This window comes from Novosphingobium piscinae (assembly GCF_014230355.1).
Classification (GTDB): domain Bacteria; phylum Pseudomonadota; class Alphaproteobacteria; order Sphingomonadales; family Sphingomonadaceae; genus Novosphingobium; species Novosphingobium piscinae.
Genome location: NZ_JACLAX010000002.1, coordinates 306,745 through 326,991, shown reverse-complemented (window position 1 = coordinate 326,991; position 20,247 = coordinate 306,745). Strand labels below are relative to the sequence as shown.

Sequence of the window (20,247 nt, the reverse complement as noted above, 5' to 3'; positions counted from 1 at the left end):
TCGGCCCGCGATCAGGCAGGGGCGGTGAAGCGCGGCTAACAGGCGATGGCCGGGCTTTTGTCAAGCCGCGGGCCCGCACGGGTCCATACAGAAAAGACCCATGAAGATACATCCTCTCATCACCACCTCCGCTGCCCTCGCCGACCTGTGCGAACGCCTGGCCAAGGCCGACTTCGTTTGCGTCGACACCGAGTTCATGCGCGAGAACACCTATTGGCCCGAACTCTGCCTGATCCAGATCGCCGACACCGAGGAGGCGGCGGCGATCGATCCGATGGCAGCCGACATCGACCTGTCGCCGCTGCTCGAGCTGCTGGTGGACAACGAGGACGTGCTCAAGGTCTTCCACGCCGGCGGCCAGGACGTGGAAATCATCTACAACCTCACCGGCAAGACTCCCCACCCGATCTTCGACACCCAGATCGCGATGATGGCGATCAGCCAGTCGGAGCAGATCGGCTATTCCAACCTGGTCGAGAGCTGGCTGGGCATCGCGGTCGACAAGGGCGCCCGCTTCACCGACTGGTCGCGCCGCCCGCTCGACGCGCGGCAGATCGACTATGCGATCGGCGACGTCACCCACCTGTCCAAGATCTTCCCGAAGATGCTCAAGCGCCTGATCAAGACCGGGCGCGGACAGTGGCTCGATGCCGAGATGGAGAAGCTCGCCGACCCCGAGAACTACCGCAACGATCCCGCCACGGCCTGGCAGCGGATCCGCGCCAGCGGGCGCAACCCGGCGGTGCTGGGCCGGCTCAAGGCGCTGGCCGCCTGGCGCGAACACGAGGCGCAGGACAAGAACATCCCGCGCGGCCGCATCGCCCGCGACGAGACCCTGGCCGACATCGCCAGCCACCCGCCCAAGCAGCAGGCCGATCTGGCCAAGGTGCGGGGGCTTTCCCCGGGCTGGAAGGAAAACGAGATCGGCAAGCGCCTGATGGCCGCACTGGCCGCCGCCACCCCGCTGGGCGAGGACGAGCTGCCCCCGCGCACTCCGCGCGGCGCGCCGCTGGGCAAGGAGGGCGCGCTGGTCGCCGACCTGCTCAAGCTGCTGCTCAAGATCCGCGCCCGCGAGATCGACGTGGCCGCCCGGCTGCTCGCCCGCAGCGACGATCTGGAGCTGCTCGCCGCCGGGGTCCGCAAGAACCTCTCGCTGCTCGAAGGCTGGCGGTTCGAGCAGTTCGGCCGCGAGGCGCTGGAGCTGGTCGAAGGCAAGCTGGCCTTCGCCGTGCTGGGCGGCAAGCTCAAGATGACCCACATCGACGAGATCCACGAGGAGATGGGACAGCAGAATCCGGCCGCGGTCGAGGACGACGGCATCGCGGCGGAGAAGGCGACGGCCGATGAGGTGGTGGCCGATGAGGCTATGGACGAGGACAGGGCGTGATCAGGGCGGAGGCACGGCCATGACCCCTGCCTTCAGCGCGAACCTGACGTTATCGTCGCCCCGGGCTCGCCCCGGGGCAGGGCTGCCTTCGACGACGCTGGCGCGGAAGAAAAAGCTCTGTCCCGGATCAAGCCCGGGACAACGCAAGGGGGTGCAAGGGACGGCCCGGCATCGCTGTACCGCGGAGGACATGCAGCCATGACCGTCTTCCAGCCCACCCTCAAGCAGCTCCAGTATCTGGTCGGCCTGCACGAGCACGGCCACTTCGGCCGCGCCGCCGAGGCCTGCTTCGTCTCGCAGTCGACCTTGTCGGCCGGGCTGCGCGATCTGGAGACCCTGTTGGGGGTCACCCTGGTCGAACGGACCAAGCGCGCGGTGCGGTTCACCCCGCTGGGCAATGCCGTGGTCGCCAAGGCCCACCGCATCCTGCGCGAGGCCGAGGAACTGTCCGATCTGGTCCAGTCGAGCGGCCAGCCGCTGTCGGGCGAGGTGCGGATGAGCGTGATACCCACGATCGCCCCGTTCCTGCTCCCGCGGATGCTGCCGCGCCTGCGCCGCGAACGCCCGAACCTCAAGCTCTATCTGCGCGAGGAGACCAGCGCCGCGGCGATGGAATCGCTCCAGCACGGCCGGGCCGATTGCGTGCTGTTGGCCCTGCCCTTCCCCACTGGCGAGGTGGAGAAGGAGACGATCGAGCTGGACGCCCTGTTCGTCGCCTTCCCCAAGGACGACCCGCGCGACCTGCCGGCGGAGATCCCGGCCGAACTGATCGACGAAAACCGCCTGCTGCTGCTGGAGGATGGCCACTGCCTGCGCGAGCATGCGCTGGCCGCCTGCAATCGGCCCGAGCTGCGCGCCTCGGCGACGATGATCGGCACCAGCCTGCACACGCTGGTGCAGATGGTGGACAACGGCCTCGGCCTGACCATGCTGCCCGAAATGGCGATCGACGCGGGGATCCTCAACGGCACCGACGTGGTCGCCCGCCCGCTCGACACCCCCACCGCCAACCGCGAGATCGCGCTGGTCTGGCGCAAGAACAGCCCGCGCGGCGATGAATTCCGGATGCTGGCGGAGGAGCTGCGCGCGGGCTGAGGCGCCGCCGCGGCGCGCGGTTGCGCCCGGCCAGCATCGCCGCCCCGCGCCCGCACGCCGCTCCGGCGATGAGTTGCGGGCGGCTTTGGCAAAATGAAAATCGTTCGCTTATTGTCGGGCGCATCACCACGAGGATGCCGCCCGCGCCGCGCGCGCCGGCCAAGGAGCGATCATGAACGACCAGGCCCACGATTTCGAGGCGCACGACTTCTTCCTCAGCGACCGGTGGATCGCCAATCCCTACCCCTATTTCGACTATATGCGGGCGAAATCGCCGGTGCAGCGCGAGCCGCACCACGGCATCTTCATGGTCACCGGCTACACCGAGGCGCTCGAGATCTACAACGATCCCGATCGCTTCTCCTCGTGCATGTCGACCACTGGTCCCTTCGCCGGCTGCCCGATTCCGCTCGACCAGCACCGCGACGAGGACATCTCGGCGCTGATCGAGCAGTGGCGCGACCAGACCCCGTTCCACGACCAGCTGCCGACCATGGATCCGCCGGTCCACACCGCCCACCGTTCCCTGCTGATGTCGCTGATCACGCCGCGGCGCCTCAAGGAGAACGAGGACTTCATGTGGAAGCTGGCGGACGAGCAGATCGATGGCTTCCTGAACCGCGGTGAATGCGAGTTCATGAACGATTTCGCCCAGCCCTTCGCGGTGCTGGTCGTTTCGGACCTGCTGGGCGTGCCGGCCGAAGACCGGGTCGAATTCCGTAAGCACCTGATCCGGGTCGAGCAGGAAAGCGGCGGCGCCGTGGTGGGCGGCACCGATGGCGAGGTGACGCACGGGCCGCTCGAATATCTGTATGACAAGTTCTCGACCTATGTCGTCGACCGCCGCGCCAACCCGCGCGACGACGTGCTCACCGGCCTGGCCAAGGCGACCTTCCCCGACGGCACCGTGCCCGATCCGATGGACGTGGCCCGGGTCGCCGCCAATGTCTTTGCCGCCGGACAGGAAACCACGGTGCGGTTGCTCAGCTATGCCTTCCAGTACATCAGCGATCATCCCGAGATCCAGCAGCGCCTGCGCGCGGATCGCAGCCTGATCCCCAATTTCATCGAGGAGTGCATGCGCACGGAGGGGCCGGTGAAGGGCGACTTCCGCCTGGCCAAGCGGCCCACGACCGTCGCCGGGGTGGAGATCCCTGCCGGCAGCTTCCTGTTCATCGCCAACAGCGCGGCCAACCGCGATGCCCGCAAGTTCGACAATCCGGGCGAGTTCCAGCTCGACCGCAAGAATGCCCGCCTCCACGTCGGCTTCGGCGCCGGCCGGCACGCCTGCCCCGGCGCGCCACTGGCCCGCGCGGAAACCGTGGTCGCGCTCAACCGCATGTTCGACCGCACCAGCGACATCCGCATCTCGGAAAAGGTCCATGGTCCGGCGGGCGCCCGGCGCTACACCTACCTGCCGACCTTCATCCTGCGCGGGCTCACCCACATCGCGCTCGAGTTCGACCCGCGGGAGGCGGCTTGACCATGAAAGTCAGGGTCGATCCTGAGATTTGCGCCGGCTTCGGGATCTGCACCGGCATCGCCCCCGAGGTGTTCGAGCTGCATGACGATGGCTATGCCGTGGTGCTGGTCAGCGCCATCGCGCCCGGGGACGAGGACCTGATGCTCCGGGCCGAGAGCCAGTGCCCGGCCCGGGCCATCTCGATCATCCCCGACTAGGCCGGTTTCTGCTGGCATTGAGGCGGCACCGGTCCCGGTGCGGGCGCCGGGTGCTCCCGCTCGCCCGCGGCCGGTCGCCGGGCCGCCCCCTGTCCTACAGGCCGCTGCCGTGCCACACTCCGCGCGGCTCTTTCGCATCGTTGGTCATGGCCGCGCGCGGCAAACTTCTCGGCACTGTTTCTGTGGGTGAACTTCGCGAAGTTCGCGGGTTTGCGCCGCGCGGGCCGGCGCCTCAATCCATGTGCTTGAGACCGACCCGCAGGTAGTCCCAGCCGGTGATCGCGGTCAGCACCGCGGCCGCCCACAGCGTGGTCAGGCCCACGGTATGCGGCAGGTTCACCGTCTGACCCAGCAGGGTCACGGTCCACCACGGCGTGCCCTTGCCGAGAATCAGCGCGCCGAGGCAGACGATCTGGAAGGTCGTCTTCCATTTGGCCAGCTTGGACACCGGCACCGACACCTGCAGCCCGCCCAGGAACTCGCGCAGGCCCGACACGGCGATCTCGCGCAGCAGGATCACCAGCCCGGCGATGACGTGGAGATCGCCCACGTAGGGACCGGTCAGCACGCCCTGCGCCGCCAGCACCAGCAGCACGGCGGCTACCATGATCTTGTCGGCGATGGGATCGAGGAAGATCCCCAGCTTCGACACCGCGCCCTGGGCGCGGGCGAGATAGCCGTCGAAATAGTCGGTCAGGCCCATCAGCGTATACATGGCAAAGGCCGCGAGGTAGCCGGCCTGCCAGCCCGGCCACCACAGCAGAGCGACCAGCACGGGCACGGCGACGATGCGCGACAGTGTCAGGATGTTGGGCAGCGTCAGCATCGCGGGCCAGAGCTAGCCGCTCAGCACCGCGCTTGTCGAGAGGCTCGGCGCGGCCCGTCCACCAGCGGCGGCGACGGGCGGACGGATTAACCGCTTGTCATCAGACCGTAGCGCAAACGGTCTTGTCCGGACCGCAATCGCCGCTAGGGTCCGCCCGCCGGCCGGGCACAGCCAAGGAACTGCATGACCACCACCACCCAACTCCTGCGGCAACGGCGCTTCCTGCCGCTGTTCGTGACGCAGCTGCTCGGCGCGTTCAACGACAACCTGTTCAAGAACGCGATGGTCCTCTTCGCGGTCTACAGCCTCTACAATTCCGAGAGCCAGGAAGCCGCTTTCAGCGGCATCGCCTCGGCGCTGTTCGTGATTCCCTTCGTCACCCTCTCGGCCCTGTCGGGACAGCTGGCGGACAGCCGCGACAAGGCGGCGATCATCCGGATCGTCAAGGCCTGCGAGATCGGGATCATGGTGGTGGGCGGGATCGGCCTCGCCCTCGCCTGGAAGAACCTCGCGGTCGAGACGGTGGCGATCCCGCTGATGCTGCTCGCCCTCTTCGCCATGGGGGTGCATTCCACCTTTTTCGGCCCGATCAAGTACGCGATCCTGCCCCAGCACCTGCTTCCGGGCGAGGTCCTGGCCGGCACCGGGCTGGTCGAGGCCGGCACCTACATCGCGATTCTTGCCGGCACGATCCTGGCCGGCTGGATCCCGGTGGAATGGGCCGCGGTCGGCGTGGTCCTGACGGCGGTGATCGGCTGGTTCGCCGGGCGACAGGTGCCCCCGGCCCCGCCGATGGCCGAGCCGCAGCCGATCGACTACAACATCCTGCGGTCGTCGATCACGCTGATCCGCAACACCACCGATGACCGGCGCGTCGCCCTGGCGATCGGGGCGATCTCGTTCTTCTGGGCGGTCGGCACGATCCTGTTCATCCAGTTCCCGCCGCTCGCCAAGAACGTCCTTCATGCCAGCAAGGAGGTGGCCAGCCTGTTCCTGGTGATCTTCTCGATCGGCATCGCGATCGGCTCGATGTCGATCAATGCGCTGCTCAAGGGCCAGGTCTCGGCCCGCTTCGCGCCGCCTTCAGTGATGGTGATGGGCCTGTTCGTCGTGGCGTTCTGGTTCGTCTGCTCGAGCTGGACCCCGCATGCCGGCGAAGGCCTGATGCAGCTCGGCGCCTTCGTGCGGCATCCGATGGCAGTGTGGCTGCTGCTGGCGCTGCTCGGCATCGCCATTGCCGGCGGCATGTTCGTGGTGCCGCTCTACGCCTTCCTGACCACCTTTGTCCCGCCCTCGCAGACGGCCCGCACGATCGCCGCGAACAACATCGTCAATTCGGGCGCGATGGTGGTCGGCGCGCTGGTCTCGCTGGCGCTGAGCCATGCCGGCATCCCGCTGGCCGACCAGTTGCTGGTCTCCGCCGGGATGAGCGTGATCTCGGCGCTGCTCGGGCTGCGGCTCTACAGCGCCGAGCGCGCCGCGGCGGCGTCAGCCGCCTAGGCGCGGCTCAGCCGAGGAAGGTCGTCACCGCTAGCAGGCAGGCAGTATAGGCGATCAGGAAGTCTTTCACGTCCTGCGTGGTGATGCGCCAGCCGCGGCGCGGCGCGGGGCGCACCGCGGGAGCGGCGTCCGTCGCCTCCCCGTTATCCCCGCACGCCGCCGCCGCGGCCAGCCGGGCGGCGACCTCGGGCTCGTGATGGGGGAGCGAGCGCAGCACGCGGCGCGGCAGCGAGGCGCGGAAGGGATGGCGGGTGCCGCCGTAGCGGATCGCGCCCATGGTGAAGCCTGCGGTGTCCATGCGCCGAAGGTAACGCATTGTTCACCCTGTTCCAGCACCGCCGGCAGCCTAATTCGCGACCATCCCGTTCCGGTACGCCTCGCCGGCCGAATCATGAACGCCGGACCTTCCGGCCCGGCGTTCGAGAGCAGCAGGTGGCGGCACAGGCCGCGCTGGTCAGGCGGCGAGGACGGCGGTCTTGCGCGTCGAACCGGCATGGATCTCGTCGATCGCGGCGCCCAGCGCGGCGTCGAACTCGGCATCGCTCATCTGCGCGCGCAGGTCTTCGAGCAGGGCCCGGCTGAAGCTGGCGATGATGCCTTTGTTCCGGGCCAGCTCGACGCAGGCCTCGGGCCGCTTGTAGCCGCCCGAAAGCGCGACCACGCGGAGCACCTTGGGATGCTCGACCAGCGCGTCGAAGGTCCCCGGGACGACCGGCAGCGACAGCTTGAGCATGACCTGCTGCCCGGCCGGGAGGGCGTCGAGCGCCTTGAGGAGCTCGTCGCGCAGGATCGTGTCGCAATCGGCCCTGGTTGCGCTCTTGATGTTCACCTCGGGCTCGATGATCGGCATCATGCCATGGGCCAGCACCTGCTGCCCGACCGCGAACTGCTGGGCGACCACCGCCGCGATCCCCTCGGCATTGGCCGAATTGATCACCGAACGCTCCTTGGTGCCATAGACCCCGAGGGCCTTGGCGCGGGTCAGCAGCGCATCGAGCTCGGGCATCGGCTTCATCAGCTGGACGCCGTTCGCCTCGTCCTCGAGCCCTTTGTCGATCTTGATGAAGGGCACCACGCCCTTGGCGATCAGCGCGGCGGGAGTCGGCACGCCATCGACCGTGCCGTCCATCGTCCGCTCGAACAGGATCGCGCCGATGACCTTGTCGCCGGTGAAGGTGGCCGAACGGATGATGCGGGCGCGCATGTCGTGGATCAGCCCGAACATCTCCTCGTCGGACGACCAGGCGCCCTCCGCAATGCCATAGCCGGCCAGCGCCTTGGGGGTCGAGCCGCCCGACTGGTCCAGCGCCGCAATGAAGCCGTTGCCGGCAGCCATCTTGGCGGTCATTTCCGAAGTCTGCATCGCGGTCCACCTTTCCTGCTGTGCCTGCGCCTCGCGCACGCATACGTATGCTGGAGGCGCCCATACCATCATTGCGCTGCACTGCAACCTGTGCCGCGCCGTGCCTCCGCGGTTTCGCCCGATCCATGCCATTGCGGCACAGGCGTCCCCGCCAAAGCTTACCGCCGGAAGGTCGCCTCGCCCGCCGTGCCGCCGCTCAGCGCTGCAGCGCGACCACGCCGGGCAGTTCCTTGCCTTCCATCCATTCGAGGAAGGCACCCCCTGCGGTGGAGATATAGCTAAAATCGTCCGCCACGCCGGCATGGTTGAGCGCGGCAACCGTATCCCCGCCGCCGGCCACCGAGACCAGCGAGCCCTCGCGGGTCAGCGCGGCCGCCGTGCGGGCCAGACCAACCGTGGCGGCATCGAACGGGGCCATCTCGAACGCGCCCATCGGCCCGTTCCAGACCAGGGTGCGGCAGGTCTTGAGCACGTCGCCCAGCGCCTCGACCGCCTGCGGACCGACATCGAGGATCATCTCGTCGGCGGCCACCTCATGGACGTTGCAGGTGCGCAAGGACGGCGGGTTGGCGGCGAATTCCTTCGAGACCACCACGTCATAGGGCAGGTGCACGGTGCAGCCCGACTTGTCGGCATTGTCGAGGATCTCCTCGGCCGTGGCGGTCAGGTCGTGCTCGCACAGGCTTTTGCCGACATCGACCCCACGTGCGGCAAGGAAGGTGTTGGCCATGCCACCGCCGATGATCAGGTGATCGACCAGATTGACGAGATGCTTGAGCACGTCGAGCTTGGACGAGACCTTGGCCCCACCGACCACGGCCGCGACCGGCTTGTCGGGCTTGCCCAGCGCCTTCTCCAGTGCCTCGAGCTCGGCCTGCATCGACCGTCCGGCGTAGGCCGGCAGCACATGGGCCAGCCCCTCGGTGCTGGCATGGGCGCGATGGGCGGCCGAGAAGGCGTCGTTCACATAGAAGTCGCCGTTGGCCGCGATGGCCCGGGCCAGCTCGGGATCGTTCTTTTCCTCGCCCTTCCAGAACCGGGTGTTCTCGAGCACGGCGATGCCGCCGTTGCCAAGGATACCCACGCTCTGCGCCACGATCGGCCCGGCGATCTCGGGGACGAACATCACCTCGCGACCGAGCACGGTCTGGAGGCAGTCGATCACCATCGACAGCGACTGGGTCGACACCCGTTCGCCCTTGGGCCGGCCGAAGTGGGCCAGCAGCAGCACCTTGGCGCCCTTGTCGGCGAGCTCCAGAATGGTCGGCGCCGAGGCATGGACGCGGGTGTCGTCGGTGACGGCGCCGTCCTGCATCGGCAGGTTCAGGTCTACGCGGACCAGCGCGACCTTGCCGGCCACGTCGCCGAGATCGTCGAGTGTCTTGAAAGTGGTCATGGCTCGATCCTCACTTCATCCCCGATGGCAATGTCGCCATCCGCAATCACCCGGCCCAGCACGCCGCCGCGCCAGTCCGGCAGCAACGCCGCCTTGAGCCCGGGGGCGATCTCGTCCATGCGGCTGCACGGGTCGCATTCGCAGGTTGTCTCGATCCGCAGGCTCGGCCCGATCGCGATGATCCGGCCCGCCTCGCGCGGCAGCCGCAGGCCAGCCACCAGCAGGTTCGTCCGGCGTTCGAACCAGGACACGTCTGTCCCCAGTTCAGCCAAGGCTGCCGCCCAGCTCTCGGCCTCGAGCAGGGAAACCTGGCGCCGGCCGGACTTCCCCGGCGGGATGATCCCGCGGCAGTCGCCGGCCAGGCCCGCCGCGCGGGTGACCGCGATCCGCTCGACCACCTCCATGGGACCGCGCCGCCGTTCGTGCCGCGCGATGCCCAGAAGCCGGCCCATCAACCCCTGCCTCCGTTCGGTTCGAGCGCAGTCGAGAACCGCGGGGCGCGGCGTGTCTCGACTGCGCTCGACACGAACGGGGAACTGATCATGTCAGTTCAGAGGAACTTGGCCAGGGCGCCGGTGGTGTCGACCATCCGGTTGGAGAAGCCCCATTCGTTGTCATACCAGCTCAGCACGCGCACCAGCTTGCCGTCGATCACCCCGGTTTCCAGGCTGTCGATGGTCGAGCTGTTGGCGCAGTGGTTGTAGTCGATCGAGACCAGCGGCTCGTCCGAAAAGCCGAGAATGCCCTTGAGCGGCCCTTCGGCGGCGGCCTTGAGCAGGCTGTTGACCTCGTCCTTGGTGGTTTCGCGCTTGGGCACGAAGGTCAGGTCGACCACCGAGACGTTCGGGGTCGGCACGCGGATCGCCGAGCCGTCCAGCTTGCCCTTGAGCTCGGGCAGCACCTCGCCCACGGCGCGGGCGGCGCCGGTGGTGGTCGGGATCATCGACATCGCGGCGGCGCGGGCGCGGCGCGGATCCTCGTGGATCTGGTCGAGGATCTTCTGGTCGTTGGTATAGGCGTGGATCGTGGTCATCAGCCCGCGCTCGATGCCGATCGAATCGTTCAGCACCTTGGCGAAGGGCGCGAGGCAGTTGGTGGTGCACGACGCGTTCGAGATGATGACGTGGTCGGCGGTCAGCTTGTCATGGTTGACGCCGTAGACCACGGTCAGGTCGACGTTCTTGCCGGGGGCCGAGATCACCACGCGCTTGGCGCCGGCGGCCAGGTGCTTCTCGCAAGAGGCGCGGTCGGTGAAGAAGCCGGTGCATTCCAGCACGATGTCGATGCCCTGCGCAGCATGCGGCAGGTTGGCCGGATCACGCTCGGCGGTCACGTGGATGCGCTTGCCGTTGATCACCAGGTCATTGCCGTCGACTGCGACCGTGCCGTTGAACGGGCCATGGACGCTATCGCGCTGGAACAGCATGGCGTTCGCCTTGGGCGAGGCCAGATCATTGATCGAGACCAGCTCGAGGTCATGGTCGGTCCGCTCGAGAATCGCACGGGCCACGTTGCGGCCGATGCGTCCGAACCCGTTGATCGCAACCTTGGTCGCCATGGTGTAAACTCCTGCCTGTTCCTGGGATGTCGTGTGGTTAGTTCAGCCGATCCACGATCTGCGGGACGATCTTGTCGACCGAGAATCCGAAATGGTCGAACAGCACCTCGGCCGGGGCCGATGCGCCGAACCGGTCGAGACCGATGGTCAGGCCCTCGCCCACGTACTTCTGCCAGCCAAGCGTGACCCCGGCCTCGATCGAGACCTTGAGCGCATCGGCCGGCAGCAGGTCGGCGCGGTAGGCCGCGTCCTGCGCGTCGAACAGCTCCCAGCACGGCATCGAGACGACATCCGCGCCGATGCCCCGGCCCTCGAGCGCCGCCGCGACCTTCACCGCCAGCTCGACCTCGGAGCCGGTGGCGAGTAGCACCACCCGGCGCGCGGCCGTTGCCGCAACCAGCCGGTAGGCGCCGCGCGCCGAGCGCATTTCGCCGCCGCTGTTGGCCGCGGTGCGGAGCTGGGGAAGGTTCTGCCGGGTCAGGATCAGCGCCGAGGGCGTGTGCTTGGCGGCCACCGCCAGCTGCCAGGCCTCGGCCGTCTCGATCAGGTCCGCCGGACGGAACACGTTGAGATTGGGGATCATCCGCAGGCTCATCACGTGCTCGACCGGCTGGTGCGTCGGGCCATCCTCGCCAAGGCCGATCGAATCATGGGTGAGCACGTAGATCACCCGGGCGTGCTGGAGTGCCGACAGACGGATCGCGTTGCGGCAGTAGTCGGCGAAGACCAGGAAGGTGCCGCCATAGGGGATCACCCCGCCGTGCAGCGCCATGCCGTTCATCGCCGCGGCCATGCCGAACTCGCGGATGCCGTAATAGACATAGCGGCCGCCATAGTCCGCCGCGGTCAGCGGGCCGGTGGCCTTGGTCTTGGTGTTGTTCGACCCGGTCAGGTCGGCCGAACCGCCAACCATTTCCGGCACCAGCGGGGTCAGCACCTCGAGCGCCATCTCGGACGCCTTGCGCGTCGCGACCTTCTGCGCGCCGTCAAGCCAGGCGGCGAAGGCCTGGGCCGCATCCTCGCCCGCGGGCAGGTCGCCAGCCATGCGGCGCGCCAGTTCGGCAGCCTTGTCAGAGGCGGCGGCGCGCTGCTCCCAGGCGGCCCGCGCGGCGGCCCCGCGCGCGCCGAGCCCGCGCCAGTCGGCCAGGATCTCGGCGGGCACCTCGAAGGGGGCCGCGGTCCAGCCCAGCACGCCGCGCGCGGCGGCGATCTCGTCGGCGCCGAGCGGCGACCCATGGACGCTGTGGCTGCCCTGCTTGTTGGGCGCGCCCTTGCCGATCACCGTGCGGCAGGCCACCAGCGAGGGGCGCGGATCGGCCACCGCCTCGCCCAGGGCGCGGGCGATGTCGGCAAAGTCGTGGCCATCGCAGCTGGTGACGTGCCAGCCGCTCGCGGCGTAGCGGCCGAGAATGTCCTCGCTGGTCGACAGCGCCGTATCGCCGTCGATCGTGATCTTGTTGTCATCCCACAGCACATTGAGGTGGCCGAGCTTGAGCGTACCGGCCAGGCCCACGGCCTCGTGGTTGATTCCTTCCATGAGGCAGCCGTCGCCGGCGATCACCCAGGTCCGGTGATCGACCAGGTCAGCGCCGAACGTGGCGTTAAGGTGGCGTTCGGCGAGCGCCATGCCGACGGCCATGGCGAAGCCCTGCCCGAGCGGGCCGGTGGTGCATTCCACCCCGGGGATCAGGAAGTTCTCGGGATGACCGGCGCAGACGCTGTCGATCTGGCGGAACTTGCGGATGTCCTCGATGGTCGGCGAGGCATAGCCGGTGAGGTAAAGAAGCGAATAGGCCAGCATCGAGCCGTGGCCGGCGGAGAGGACGAAGCGGTCACGGTCGGACCACTTCGGCGCGGCGGGATCGAACTTGAGGAACTGGCTGTAGAGCACCGTCGCCACGTCGGCCATGCCCATTGGCATGCCGGGGTGGCCCGAGTTGGCCGCCTGGACCGCGTCCATCGAAAGCGCGCGGATGGCGTTGGCCATTGGCCCCAGCCGGGACGGGTCGATGCTCATGCGTTCCTGGCTCCTGCGACGCGCGGGTTTGCGCCGGCGATTCGTCGTGCGCCCTTTCGCGGACGGGCCCGGGCGCGTCAAGTTTGCGCCCGACCGGGAGAGACCCGTGGACGGCGGTCATGGTCACGCGGTATTCCCGCGAAGGAACAGCACATTGACCCCTTGGTGAATTGCGTTAGCGAGGACCGGATGAGCGGCGAAAGAACCGAAAAAGCCCTGGCTCGTGCCGAACAGGCCCTGCGCCGGATCGATGCCGCGCGGGGCCGGGTGGCGATCACTCTTGCCGACCAGACCCGGCATAACGACCGGCTGCGCCAGGCTATCGCCGAAACCTTGCGCGATCTCGACCGGATGTTGGCCACTCCGGACGATGGCGGCGCCGCGGCATGAGCAACGTCACCCTCCAGATCGGCGGCCGCAGCTTCACCGTCGCCTGTGCCGCGGGCGAGGAGGCGCACATCGCGCGGCTCGGCCAACTGATCGATGGCAAGCTGCAGGCCATGGGCGGGGTCGCCGGACAGACCGAAACACGCATGCTGCTGTTCGCCGCGCTGCTGCTGGCGGACGAGCTGCACGAGATCCGCCATGGCGGAGCGGCGCCAGCTGCCCCGGTTCCGGTCGAGGACCCGCAGCTGGCCGGCCGGATCGAGGCGCTGGCCGCCGCCCTGGAAAAATGTGCGACGGACCTTGAGACCCTGGCCGGCGACGCCTAGATTGAGCGGTGACGGGTACTGCCCGGTGCGAGCCGCATGAAAATCCCTGAGGCTATAAGCAATCCAAGGGGGCTGTCCCTGCCCGGGCCCTGGTCCGGATTACACGGTCCCCACCTGACGTCGAGGCGTCAGAGGATTTCCCGGCAACGGCCCATGGTGGTCCCGTCACCCCGCCCCGGCCCCACGGGCCGGCGCCGTCCTGTCCGGCGGGCCTGAGCCCCGCCTGTCTTCCGGAGCCCCCGTGGACGAAAAGCACGCCCTTCGCACCCGCCTGCGCGCCGCGCGCCGCGCCCATGTTGAGGCCCTGCCCGAAACGGTGCGCGGGCTGATCCTGCTGCGTCCACCCGCCCCGGTCGCGGCACGGGTGCCGGTGGGCAGCGTGGTCGGGCTTTACCATGCCAACCCGGTGGAGGCGCCGACCGGCGGCTATGCCCGCTGGTTCTTCGAGAACGGCCGCCACCTTGCCCTGCCCTGGTTCGCCGACCGCGCGGCCCCGATGAGCTTCCGCGCCTGGCGCGATCCGTTTGACCTGTCGGACCTCGTCCCCGGTCCCTGGGGCGCGCTGCAACCTGACGAATCGGCGGCCGAACTGGTGCCCGCCGTGGCCTTCGTCCCGCTGCTCGGCTTCACCGCCGACGGGCAGCGCCTCGGCCAGGGCGGTGGCCATTACGATCGCTGGCTGGCGGACCATCCGGCCACCTTGCCGATCGGGCTCGCCTGGGACATCCAGCTGTGCGATTCGCTGCCGCTGGAAGCCCATGACCGGGCGCTGGCCGCAGTGGTCACCCCGACACGGATCTACGAGGAGCAGGACTGATGCGACAGGAACCAACATGGCGCATCCCGGTCGGCATCCTCGCCCTGGTGGTGGCGCTGGTCGCCTATGGCCTGATCATCGCGCGCTATGTGCCCGGACTGGTCGGGCAGTGGTCGGCCCTGCTGCAGACCCCGGTCTACCTGATCCTCGGCGTGGTCTGGATCATGCCGCTGCGCCGGTTCCTGACCTGGATGGAAACCGGCCGCTGGGGCTGATCGTCCCGGCGCGGCGCGGCGCGCCGCTGACACTGTTCGCTTGAAACGTGCCGCCAGCACGGCCTGCCACCCACGCGACGCGGGCCCCGCAAGGGGGCCCGCCAGCGTTCCAGATCTGATGGAAAACCCCAAGTGGCGCGAGTGACGGGGCTCGAACCCGCGACCTCCGGCGTGACAGGCCGGCGCTCTAACCAACTGAGCTACACCCGCGTGCCCCTTGGGGAGCCGCGCCTCTAGGGGAGCCGTTCGGGGCTGTCAACAGGCGATCAGCACGCTTCGCCAAAGGGCGCCGCGATCATGGTTAACCCGGCCGTTAACCATTCCTTGGGAGCTCGCTGCGAGACTGCCGCGCAGGGCAATCATGCCCCACCAAGGGATCTCTCGCCCATCATGCCTGCGCTTCGCCTCCTGCCCTCGCTGGGCTTCGCCACGGTCCTGCTCGCCCCCGCGCCCGCCGAGGCGGCCATGGTCGCACCCCCCGCCGTGGCGGTCGGCAGCGCGGTCTATGTCGAGCATCTCGGCGCGGCGAATCGCGTGCTTGAACGCTCCGACCAGCTGCGCCGGGGCGACCGGGTCGTGACCATCGTCTCGTGGAAGCGGCCCGGCCCGGGCGGCGCCTTCACCCTGGTCAATCCCCTGCCCCGCACGGTCCAGTTCGACGGCACCGCCGATGGCACCGAGGAGGTCTCGGCCGACGGCGGCCGCACCTGGGGACGGCTCGGCCAGCTTCGCGCGGCCGGGCGCCTCGTGCTGGCGCAGGACGTGACCCACGTGCGCTGGCGCGTCGCCAGCCCTTCGGCGGCCGGCCGGATCGCCTACCGCGCCATCGTGCGCTGACGCCGCGGCTCAGTCGGCCAGCAGCAGGACCGGGGTCTCGATCACCCGCCGCAGCTCCTGCACGAAGCTGGCGGCATCCCAGCCATCGATCACGCGGTGATCGCAGCTGAGCGACAGGTTCATCACCTTGCGCTTGGCCACACGCTCGCCGCCCATCCCGTCGGGGACGAACATCGGCCGCTCGACGATCCGGTTGGGGGCAAGGATCGCCACCTCGGGCCGGTTTATCACCGGAGTCGAGGCGATCCCGCCCAGCGTGCCCAGCGAACTGATCGTGATGGTCGAGCCGCCCAGCTCGGCCGAGGTGGCCGTGCCGTTGCGCGCTGCCCCTGCCAGGCGGCTGATCTCGTTCGCCAGCTGCCAGAGATTGCGGCTCTGGGCATCGCGGATGACCGGCACCATCAGCCCGGCATCGGTCTGGGTGGCCACCCCGCAATGGACCGCACCATGGCGGGTCACCACGCCCGCAGCATCATCGAAGCGCGCGTTGAGCATCGGGAAGCGCGGCAGGGTGCGGCACAGCGCGACGATCAGGAAGGGCAGCAGCGTCAGCTTGGGCCGGGCGCCCTCGCCCTGCCCGCGCGCCGCGTTGAGCTGGGCGCGCATCTCCTCGAGGGCGGTGACGTCGCACTCCTCGACATAGGTGAAGTGCGGGATGTGCCGCTTGGCCTCGCTCATCGCCTCGGCAATGCGCCGGCGCAGCCCCATCACCTTGACCTGCTGGTCGGCGCGCGCTCCGCCCGGTGCCCGGTAGGCGTCGTTGTAGGCGAGGAAGGCGTCGAGATCGGCGTGACGGACCCGGCCATCCTCGGCTGGCCGGACCTGCCCCAGATCGATCCCCAGCGCGCGCGCGCTGGCGCACCGCCGGGCTGGCCAGCACCTTGGCGGCCGCGGCGTGCCCGCTTTCGCGCGCCGGCTCCGGCTGGGGAGCCGGAGGCGCCGTTTCAGCCACTGACGGCGCGGGCGGAACGGGGAGCGCCGGCATCACCTCGACTGCTGCCGCTGCGACCTGTTCCACCGCCTGGTCGATCGCCGGGGCCACGACGCTCGGCGGGCCGGAGGCCCCTGCAGCGGCGTCCTCGCCCTCGGTCTCGATCACCACCAGCGGCGCGCCGATCGCGACCATGTCGCCCTCGGCCCCGGCCAGCGAGACCACGCGCCCGGCCACCGGGCTTTCCATCTCGACGGTGGCCTTGTCGGTCATCATGTCGGCGAGGCGGCCGTCCTCCTCGACCCGGTCGCCCACGGCGACGTGCCAGGCGACGATCTCGGCCGCGGCGATGCCCTCACCGATGTCGGGCAGGCGGAAGGTGTAGGTTCCCATGTCGTTCAGTGTCCCAAGAGCCGGTCGAGCGCCTCGCCGATACGCACCGGGCCAGGGAAATAGGCCCATTCGAGGCTGTGCGGATAAGGGGTATCGAAGCCCGTGACCCGTTCGATCGGGGCTTCGAGATGCCAGAAGCACCGCTCCTGGACCAAAGCTGACAGTTCCGCGCCGAAGCCCGAGGTGCGGGTCGCCTCATGGACGATCAGGCATTTGCCGGTCTTTTCCACCGACTTCTGCACCGTCTCCAGATCGAGTGGCACCAGCGTCCGCAGGTCGATCAGCTCGGCATCGACCCCCTTCTCGCGGCACACCGCGCCGGCAACGTGGACCATCGTGCCATAGGCCAGCACGGTCACCGCCTCGCCTTCGCGCACCACGCGGGCCTTGCCCAGGGGGGTAGCGTAGTAGCCAGCGGGGACCAAGCTGTCGGGATGCTCGGCCCAGGGCGTCACCGGACGGTCGTAATAGCCTTCGAACGGGCCATTGTAGATCCGCTTCGGCTCGAAGAAGATGACCGGGTCGTTATCCTCGATCGCAGCAATCAACAGGCCCTTGGCGTCGTTCGGGGTGCTGGGCACCACGGTCTTGAGCCCGGCGACATGGGTGAACAGCGCCTCGGGGCTCTGGCTGTGGGTCTGGCCGCCGAAGATCCCGCCGCCGAACGGGCTGCGCACGGTCATCGGCGCGATGAACTCGCCCGCCGAGCGATAGCGCAGCCGCGCCGCTTCGGACACCAGCTGGTCAAGCCCGGGATAGATGTAGTCGGCGAACTGGATCTCGGGCACGGGGCGCAACCCATAGGCGCCCATGCCGACCGCGACGCCGATGATCCCGCCCTCGCTGATCGGCGTATCGAACACGCGGTTCTTGCCGTGCTTCTTCTGCAACCCGGCCGTGGCGCGGAACACCCCGCCGAAATAGCCGACATCCTCGCCAAGGATCACCACGTCAGGATCGCGCGTCAGCATGATGTCGAGCGCCTCGTTGATCGCCTCGATCATGGTCAGCCGGCGGCCGGGGGCGTCCTGCAACGACACGGGGGCTTCCTCCACGGTCATTCCTTCCACTCCGGCCACTTGATCCGTCGCTCGCGGATGGCCTGTTCGGCCTGCTCCTGCAGGTGCCATGGCAAGTCCTCGAACACGTCCTCGAACATCGTCTTGAAGGGATGGTGCAGACCGTGCCCTAGGATGCCGTTCTTCTCAGCCTCCTTGGTCGCCGCGCGAACCTCCTCGGCCAGTTCGAGGTCCATCGCCGCCTGCTGCGCTTCGGACCATTCGCCCAGCGCGACCAGGTGATCACGCAGGCGGGCGATCGGATCGCCCAGCGGCCACTCCGCCCGCTCCTGGGCCGAACGGTAGGCGCCGGGATCGTCGGACGTGGAATGTCCCTCGGCGCGGTAGGTAAAGTGTTCGATCAGCGTCGGGCCCAGGTTCGCCCGCGCCCGGTCGGCGGCCCAGCGCTCGGCCGCATAGACCGCCAGCGGATCATTGCCGTCCACCCGCAGACCGGCGATGCCGTAGCCGATCGCCCGCGCCGCGAACGTCGCGCGCTCGGCCCCGGCGAAGCCCGAGAAGCTGGAAATGGCCCACTGGTTGTTGACCACGTTGAACACCACCGGGACATTGTAGACCGCGGCGAAGGTCATGGCGGAGTGGAAGTCGCCTTCGGCGGTGGATCCTTCGCCCACCCAGGTCGCGGCGATCCGCGTGTCACCCCGGCTAGCGCTGGCCATGGCCCAGCCCACCGCCTGCGGCAGCTGGGTGGCGAGATTGCCGCTGATCGTGAAGAAGTTGTGCGACCGGGCCGAATACATGATCGGCAGCTGGCGGCCCTTCAGCCGGTCGGCGCGGTTCGAGTAGATCTGGTTGATCATGTCGATCAGCGGATAGCCGCGGCTGATCAGGATGCCCTGCTGGCGATAGCTGGGGAAGACCATGTCCTCGAAGTCGAGCGCCATCGCGGCGGCCACCGCGGTCGCCTCCTCGCCGGTCGACTTCATGTAGAAGCTGGTCTTGCCCTGGCGCTGGCCGCGGTACATCCGCTCGTCGAATGCGCGCGTCAACGCCATGTTGCGCAGCATCCGGCGCAGACTGGCGGGATCAAGCTGCGGGTTCCACGGGCCGACGGCGCGCCCCGCGTCATCCAGCACGCGGACCAGGCTGTTGCACAGCGGATGGGTCTCGCCGGGCGGGCAGGTTTCGTCCGGACGCGGCTGGCTGCCCGCGGCGGGCAGATGGACATGGCGGAAGTCCACCGGGTCGCCCGGGCGGTGGGGTGGCTCGGGAACGTGCAACCGCAACGGCGCCAGATTATGGGCGCGACCGCCGTTGGCGGATGGCTGGGACGGAGTGTCGGACCCGGAAATCGCCTCTCTCCTCGCGCTCCGGACGGCAGACCGCCGCCCTCTTGGGACACGAAATTTATTTCACGTTCCGGTTATATTATTTCACCGCCTCCGAAAGTCAATCTGGTTCCAACCGCTGTGCGGTCAAACAGCAACTGGCGCTGACAGGGCGCCCTGCGGGGCATAGCCGGTGATGGTGAAGTCCTCGATGCGATAGCCGAACACCGAATCCGGCCGCCGTCCGATCGCCAGCCGCGGGCTCCCTTCGGGCCGGCGCGCCAGTTGCGCGGCGACCAGTTCGGCATGGTTGAGATAGAGGTGCACGTCGCCCCCCATCCACACCAGTTCGCCGGGCTCGAGATCACACTGTTGCGCCAGCATGTGGGTGAACAGCGCGCCGCCCCACAGATTGAACGGCAGCCCCAAGGCAACATCGCAGCTGCGCTGGTAGAGCAGGCACGACAGCCGGCCATCGGCAACATGGAACTGGTAGGTCTTGTGGCATGGCGGCAAGGCCATGGCGTCGAGTTCGGCCACGTTCCAGCCCTCGACGATATGCCGCCGGCTGCCGGGGTTGGTCCGCAGCGATTCGACCAGCGCGGCCACCTGGTTGATGCCCTGGGGCGCCTTGCGGTAGCTGCCGTCGGGCTGCGGCTGGTAGACCGGCCAGTCGACCCACTGCTTGCCGTAGACCGGGCCGAGATCGCCCCAGCGCGCGGCAAAATCGGGCTCGGCCACGATCCGCGCCGAAAAGGCGTCGCGGCTAATCTCCTCGCCGCTCTCCCGGCGGTAGCGGGCCAGCGGCCAGTCGGTCCAGATCTCGACCCCCTGCGCGCAAAGCGGGCGGATGTTGGTCTCGCCGGTAAGGAACCAGAGAAACTCGCGCGTGGCGGTCTTCCAGTAGACCCGCTTGGTTGTCAGCAGCGGCACCTGGCCGTCGGACAGCGCAAAGCGCAGCTCGGCGCCGAAGATCGAGCGGGTTCCCACCCCGGTGCGATCGACGCGCTCGTCACCCTGCTCCCAGATGCGGCGCATCAGGTTCAGGTACTGCCATTCGTAGTGGGGCGGGGCCGAATCGCCGGACGGCTGCGCGCGGGTTGCCATGGACTGGACGATAGCCCGCCCGGCGCCCGCGCCAAACCGCCGCCCCACCCGCTTTCCACCGTGCC

General features: G+C 68.7%; 20 protein-coding genes, 1 tRNA gene and 1 pseudogene. 10 read left to right on the top strand and 12 right to left on the bottom strand.

Annotated elements, in window-relative coordinates:
• Positions 1 to 100: 100 nt before the first annotated feature.
• From rnd to H7F53_RS03405, 4 genes are all read left to right on the top strand, one after another.
• Positions 101 to 1,387 carry a ribonuclease D gene (gene rnd, locus H7F53_RS03420; protein ID WP_185678067.1) on the top strand — a complete coding sequence of 429 codons (1,287 nt, stop codon included), beginning with the start codon at positions 101 to 103 and terminating at the stop codon, positions 1,385 to 1,387.
• Positions 1,388 to 1,585: 198 nt separating this feature from the next.
• On the top strand, positions 1,586 to 2,482 hold the full coding sequence (locus H7F53_RS03415; RefSeq protein ID WP_185678066.1) for a hydrogen peroxide-inducible genes activator: 897 nt from the start codon (positions 1,586 to 1,588) through the stop codon (positions 2,480 to 2,482).
• A 172-nt stretch (positions 2,483 to 2,654) separates the two neighbouring features.
• Positions 2,655 to 3,965, top strand: coding sequence for a cytochrome P450 (locus H7F53_RS03410; protein WP_185678065.1), 1,311 nt, complete (start codon positions 2,655 to 2,657; stop codon positions 3,963 to 3,965).
• A gap of 2 nt (positions 3,966 to 3,967) precedes the next feature.
• Positions 3,968 to 4,162, top strand: a complete 195-nt coding sequence (locus H7F53_RS03405) for a ferredoxin (RefSeq protein ID WP_185678136.1) — start codon at positions 3,968 to 3,970, stop codon at positions 4,160 to 4,162.
• 232 nt (positions 4,163 to 4,394) lie between these two features.
• On the opposite strand, the gene pgsA is transcribed toward H7F53_RS03405, so the two are convergent.
• A complete protein-coding gene (pgsA, locus tag H7F53_RS03400; RefSeq protein WP_185678064.1) occupies positions 4,395 to 4,988 on the bottom strand; it encodes a CDP-diacylglycerol--glycerol-3-phosphate 3-phosphatidyltransferase in 594 nt (197 codons plus the stop codon).
• A gap of 183 nt (positions 4,989 to 5,171) precedes the next feature.
• On the opposite strand from pgsA, the gene H7F53_RS03395 reads away from it, so the two are divergent.
• The gene (locus tag H7F53_RS03395) at positions 5,172 to 6,488 is read left to right on the top strand and encodes an MFS transporter (RefSeq protein WP_185678063.1); all 1,317 of its coding nucleotides are present in this window, start codon (positions 5,172 to 5,174) and stop codon (positions 6,486 to 6,488) included.
• A 7-nt stretch (positions 6,489 to 6,495) separates the two neighbouring features.
• On the opposite strand, the gene H7F53_RS03390 is transcribed toward H7F53_RS03395, so the two are convergent.
• The 6 genes from H7F53_RS03390 to tkt form a co-directional block, all read right to left on the bottom strand.
• Positions 6,496 to 6,786, bottom strand: coding sequence for a hypothetical protein (locus H7F53_RS03390; RefSeq protein WP_185678062.1), 291 nt, complete (start codon positions 6,784 to 6,786; stop codon positions 6,496 to 6,498).
• A gap of 156 nt (positions 6,787 to 6,942) precedes the next feature.
• Positions 6,943 to 7,851, bottom strand: coding sequence for a fructose bisphosphate aldolase (locus tag H7F53_RS03385; RefSeq protein ID WP_185678061.1), 909 nt, complete (start codon positions 7,849 to 7,851; stop codon positions 6,943 to 6,945).
• Between the two features lie 196 nt (positions 7,852 to 8,047).
• Positions 8,048 to 9,247 (bottom strand): phosphoglycerate kinase, encoded by a 1,200-nt coding sequence (locus H7F53_RS03380; protein WP_185678060.1) that lies wholly within the window; start codon positions 9,245 to 9,247, stop codon positions 8,048 to 8,050.
• Entirely contained in the window at positions 9,244 to 9,699 is a 456-nt protein-coding gene (locus H7F53_RS03375; protein WP_246438453.1) for an MOSC domain-containing protein, read from the bottom strand. The genes H7F53_RS03380 and H7F53_RS03375 overlap by 4 nt, the downstream gene beginning before the upstream one ends.
• Before the next feature lie 98 nt (positions 9,700 to 9,797).
• Positions 9,798 to 10,805, bottom strand: coding sequence for a type I glyceraldehyde-3-phosphate dehydrogenase (gene gap / locus H7F53_RS03370; RefSeq protein WP_185678059.1), 1,008 nt, complete (start codon positions 10,803 to 10,805; stop codon positions 9,798 to 9,800).
• A gap of 37 nt (positions 10,806 to 10,842) precedes the next feature.
• Entirely contained in the window at positions 10,843 to 12,822 is a 1,980-nt protein-coding gene (tkt, locus tag H7F53_RS03365) for a transketolase (RefSeq protein WP_185678058.1), read from the bottom strand.
• Between the two features lie 189 nt (positions 12,823 to 13,011).
• Here tkt and H7F53_RS03360 point away from each other — a divergent pair, with 189 nt between their 5' ends.
• The 4 genes from H7F53_RS03360 to H7F53_RS03345 all read left to right on the top strand — a co-directional run bounded on the left by H7F53_RS03360 (position 13,012) and on the right by H7F53_RS03345 (position 14,567).
• Positions 13,012 to 13,212 (top strand): hypothetical protein, encoded by a 201-nt coding sequence (locus H7F53_RS03360; RefSeq protein ID WP_185678057.1) that lies wholly within the window; start codon positions 13,012 to 13,014, stop codon positions 13,210 to 13,212.
• Positions 13,209 to 13,535, top strand: a complete 327-nt coding sequence (locus H7F53_RS03355) for a cell division protein ZapA (protein ID WP_185678056.1) — start codon at positions 13,209 to 13,211, stop codon at positions 13,533 to 13,535. The genes H7F53_RS03360 and H7F53_RS03355 overlap by 4 nt, the downstream gene beginning before the upstream one ends.
• Positions 13,536 to 13,776: 241 nt before the next feature.
• Entirely contained in the window at positions 13,777 to 14,352 is a 576-nt protein-coding gene (locus tag H7F53_RS03350) for a 5-formyltetrahydrofolate cyclo-ligase (RefSeq protein WP_185678055.1), read from the top strand.
• Positions 14,352 to 14,567 carry a DUF2842 domain-containing protein gene (locus tag H7F53_RS03345; RefSeq protein ID WP_185678054.1) on the top strand — a complete coding sequence of 72 codons (216 nt, stop codon included), beginning with the start codon at positions 14,352 to 14,354 and terminating at the stop codon, positions 14,565 to 14,567. The genes H7F53_RS03350 and H7F53_RS03345 overlap by 1 nt, the downstream gene beginning before the upstream one ends.
• Positions 14,568 to 14,700: 133 nt before the next feature.
• On the opposite strand, the gene H7F53_RS03340 is transcribed toward H7F53_RS03345, so the two are convergent.
• Positions 14,701 to 14,777: transfer RNA gene (locus H7F53_RS03340), tRNA-Asp, on the bottom strand.
• Positions 14,778 to 14,957: 180 nt separating this feature from the next.
• On the opposite strand from H7F53_RS03340, the gene H7F53_RS03335 reads away from it, so the two are divergent.
• On the top strand, positions 14,958 to 15,404 hold the full coding sequence (locus H7F53_RS03335) for a hypothetical protein (RefSeq protein WP_185678053.1): 447 nt from the start codon (positions 14,958 to 14,960) through the stop codon (positions 15,402 to 15,404).
• Positions 15,405 to 15,413: 9 nt separating this feature from the next.
• On the opposite strand, the pseudogene H7F53_RS03330 reads toward H7F53_RS03335, so the two are convergent.
• The 4 genes and pseudogenes from H7F53_RS03330 to thyA all read right to left on the bottom strand — a co-directional run bounded on the left by H7F53_RS03330 (position 15,414) and on the right by thyA (position 20,182).
• Positions 15,414 to 16,728 (bottom strand): annotated as a pseudogene (locus H7F53_RS03330) (dihydrolipoamide acetyltransferase family protein).
• 5 nt (positions 16,729 to 16,733) lie between these two features.
• Entirely contained in the window at positions 16,734 to 17,789 is a 1,056-nt protein-coding gene (locus H7F53_RS03325) for an alpha-ketoacid dehydrogenase subunit beta (RefSeq protein ID WP_185678052.1), read from the bottom strand.
• Complete coding sequence (locus H7F53_RS03320; protein WP_185678134.1) at positions 17,786 to 19,099, bottom strand: 3-methyl-2-oxobutanoate dehydrogenase (2-methylpropanoyl-transferring) subunit alpha; 1,314 nt, start codon at positions 19,097 to 19,099, stop codon at positions 17,786 to 17,788. Before H7F53_RS03320 ends, H7F53_RS03325 begins: the two co-directional genes overlap by 4 nt.
• Before the next feature lie 123 nt (positions 19,100 to 19,222).
• On the bottom strand, positions 19,223 to 20,182 hold the full coding sequence (thyA, locus tag H7F53_RS03315) for a thymidylate synthase (protein WP_185678051.1): 960 nt from the start codon (positions 20,180 to 20,182) through the stop codon (positions 19,223 to 19,225).
• Between the last annotated feature and the right edge of the window lie 65 nt (positions 20,183 to 20,247).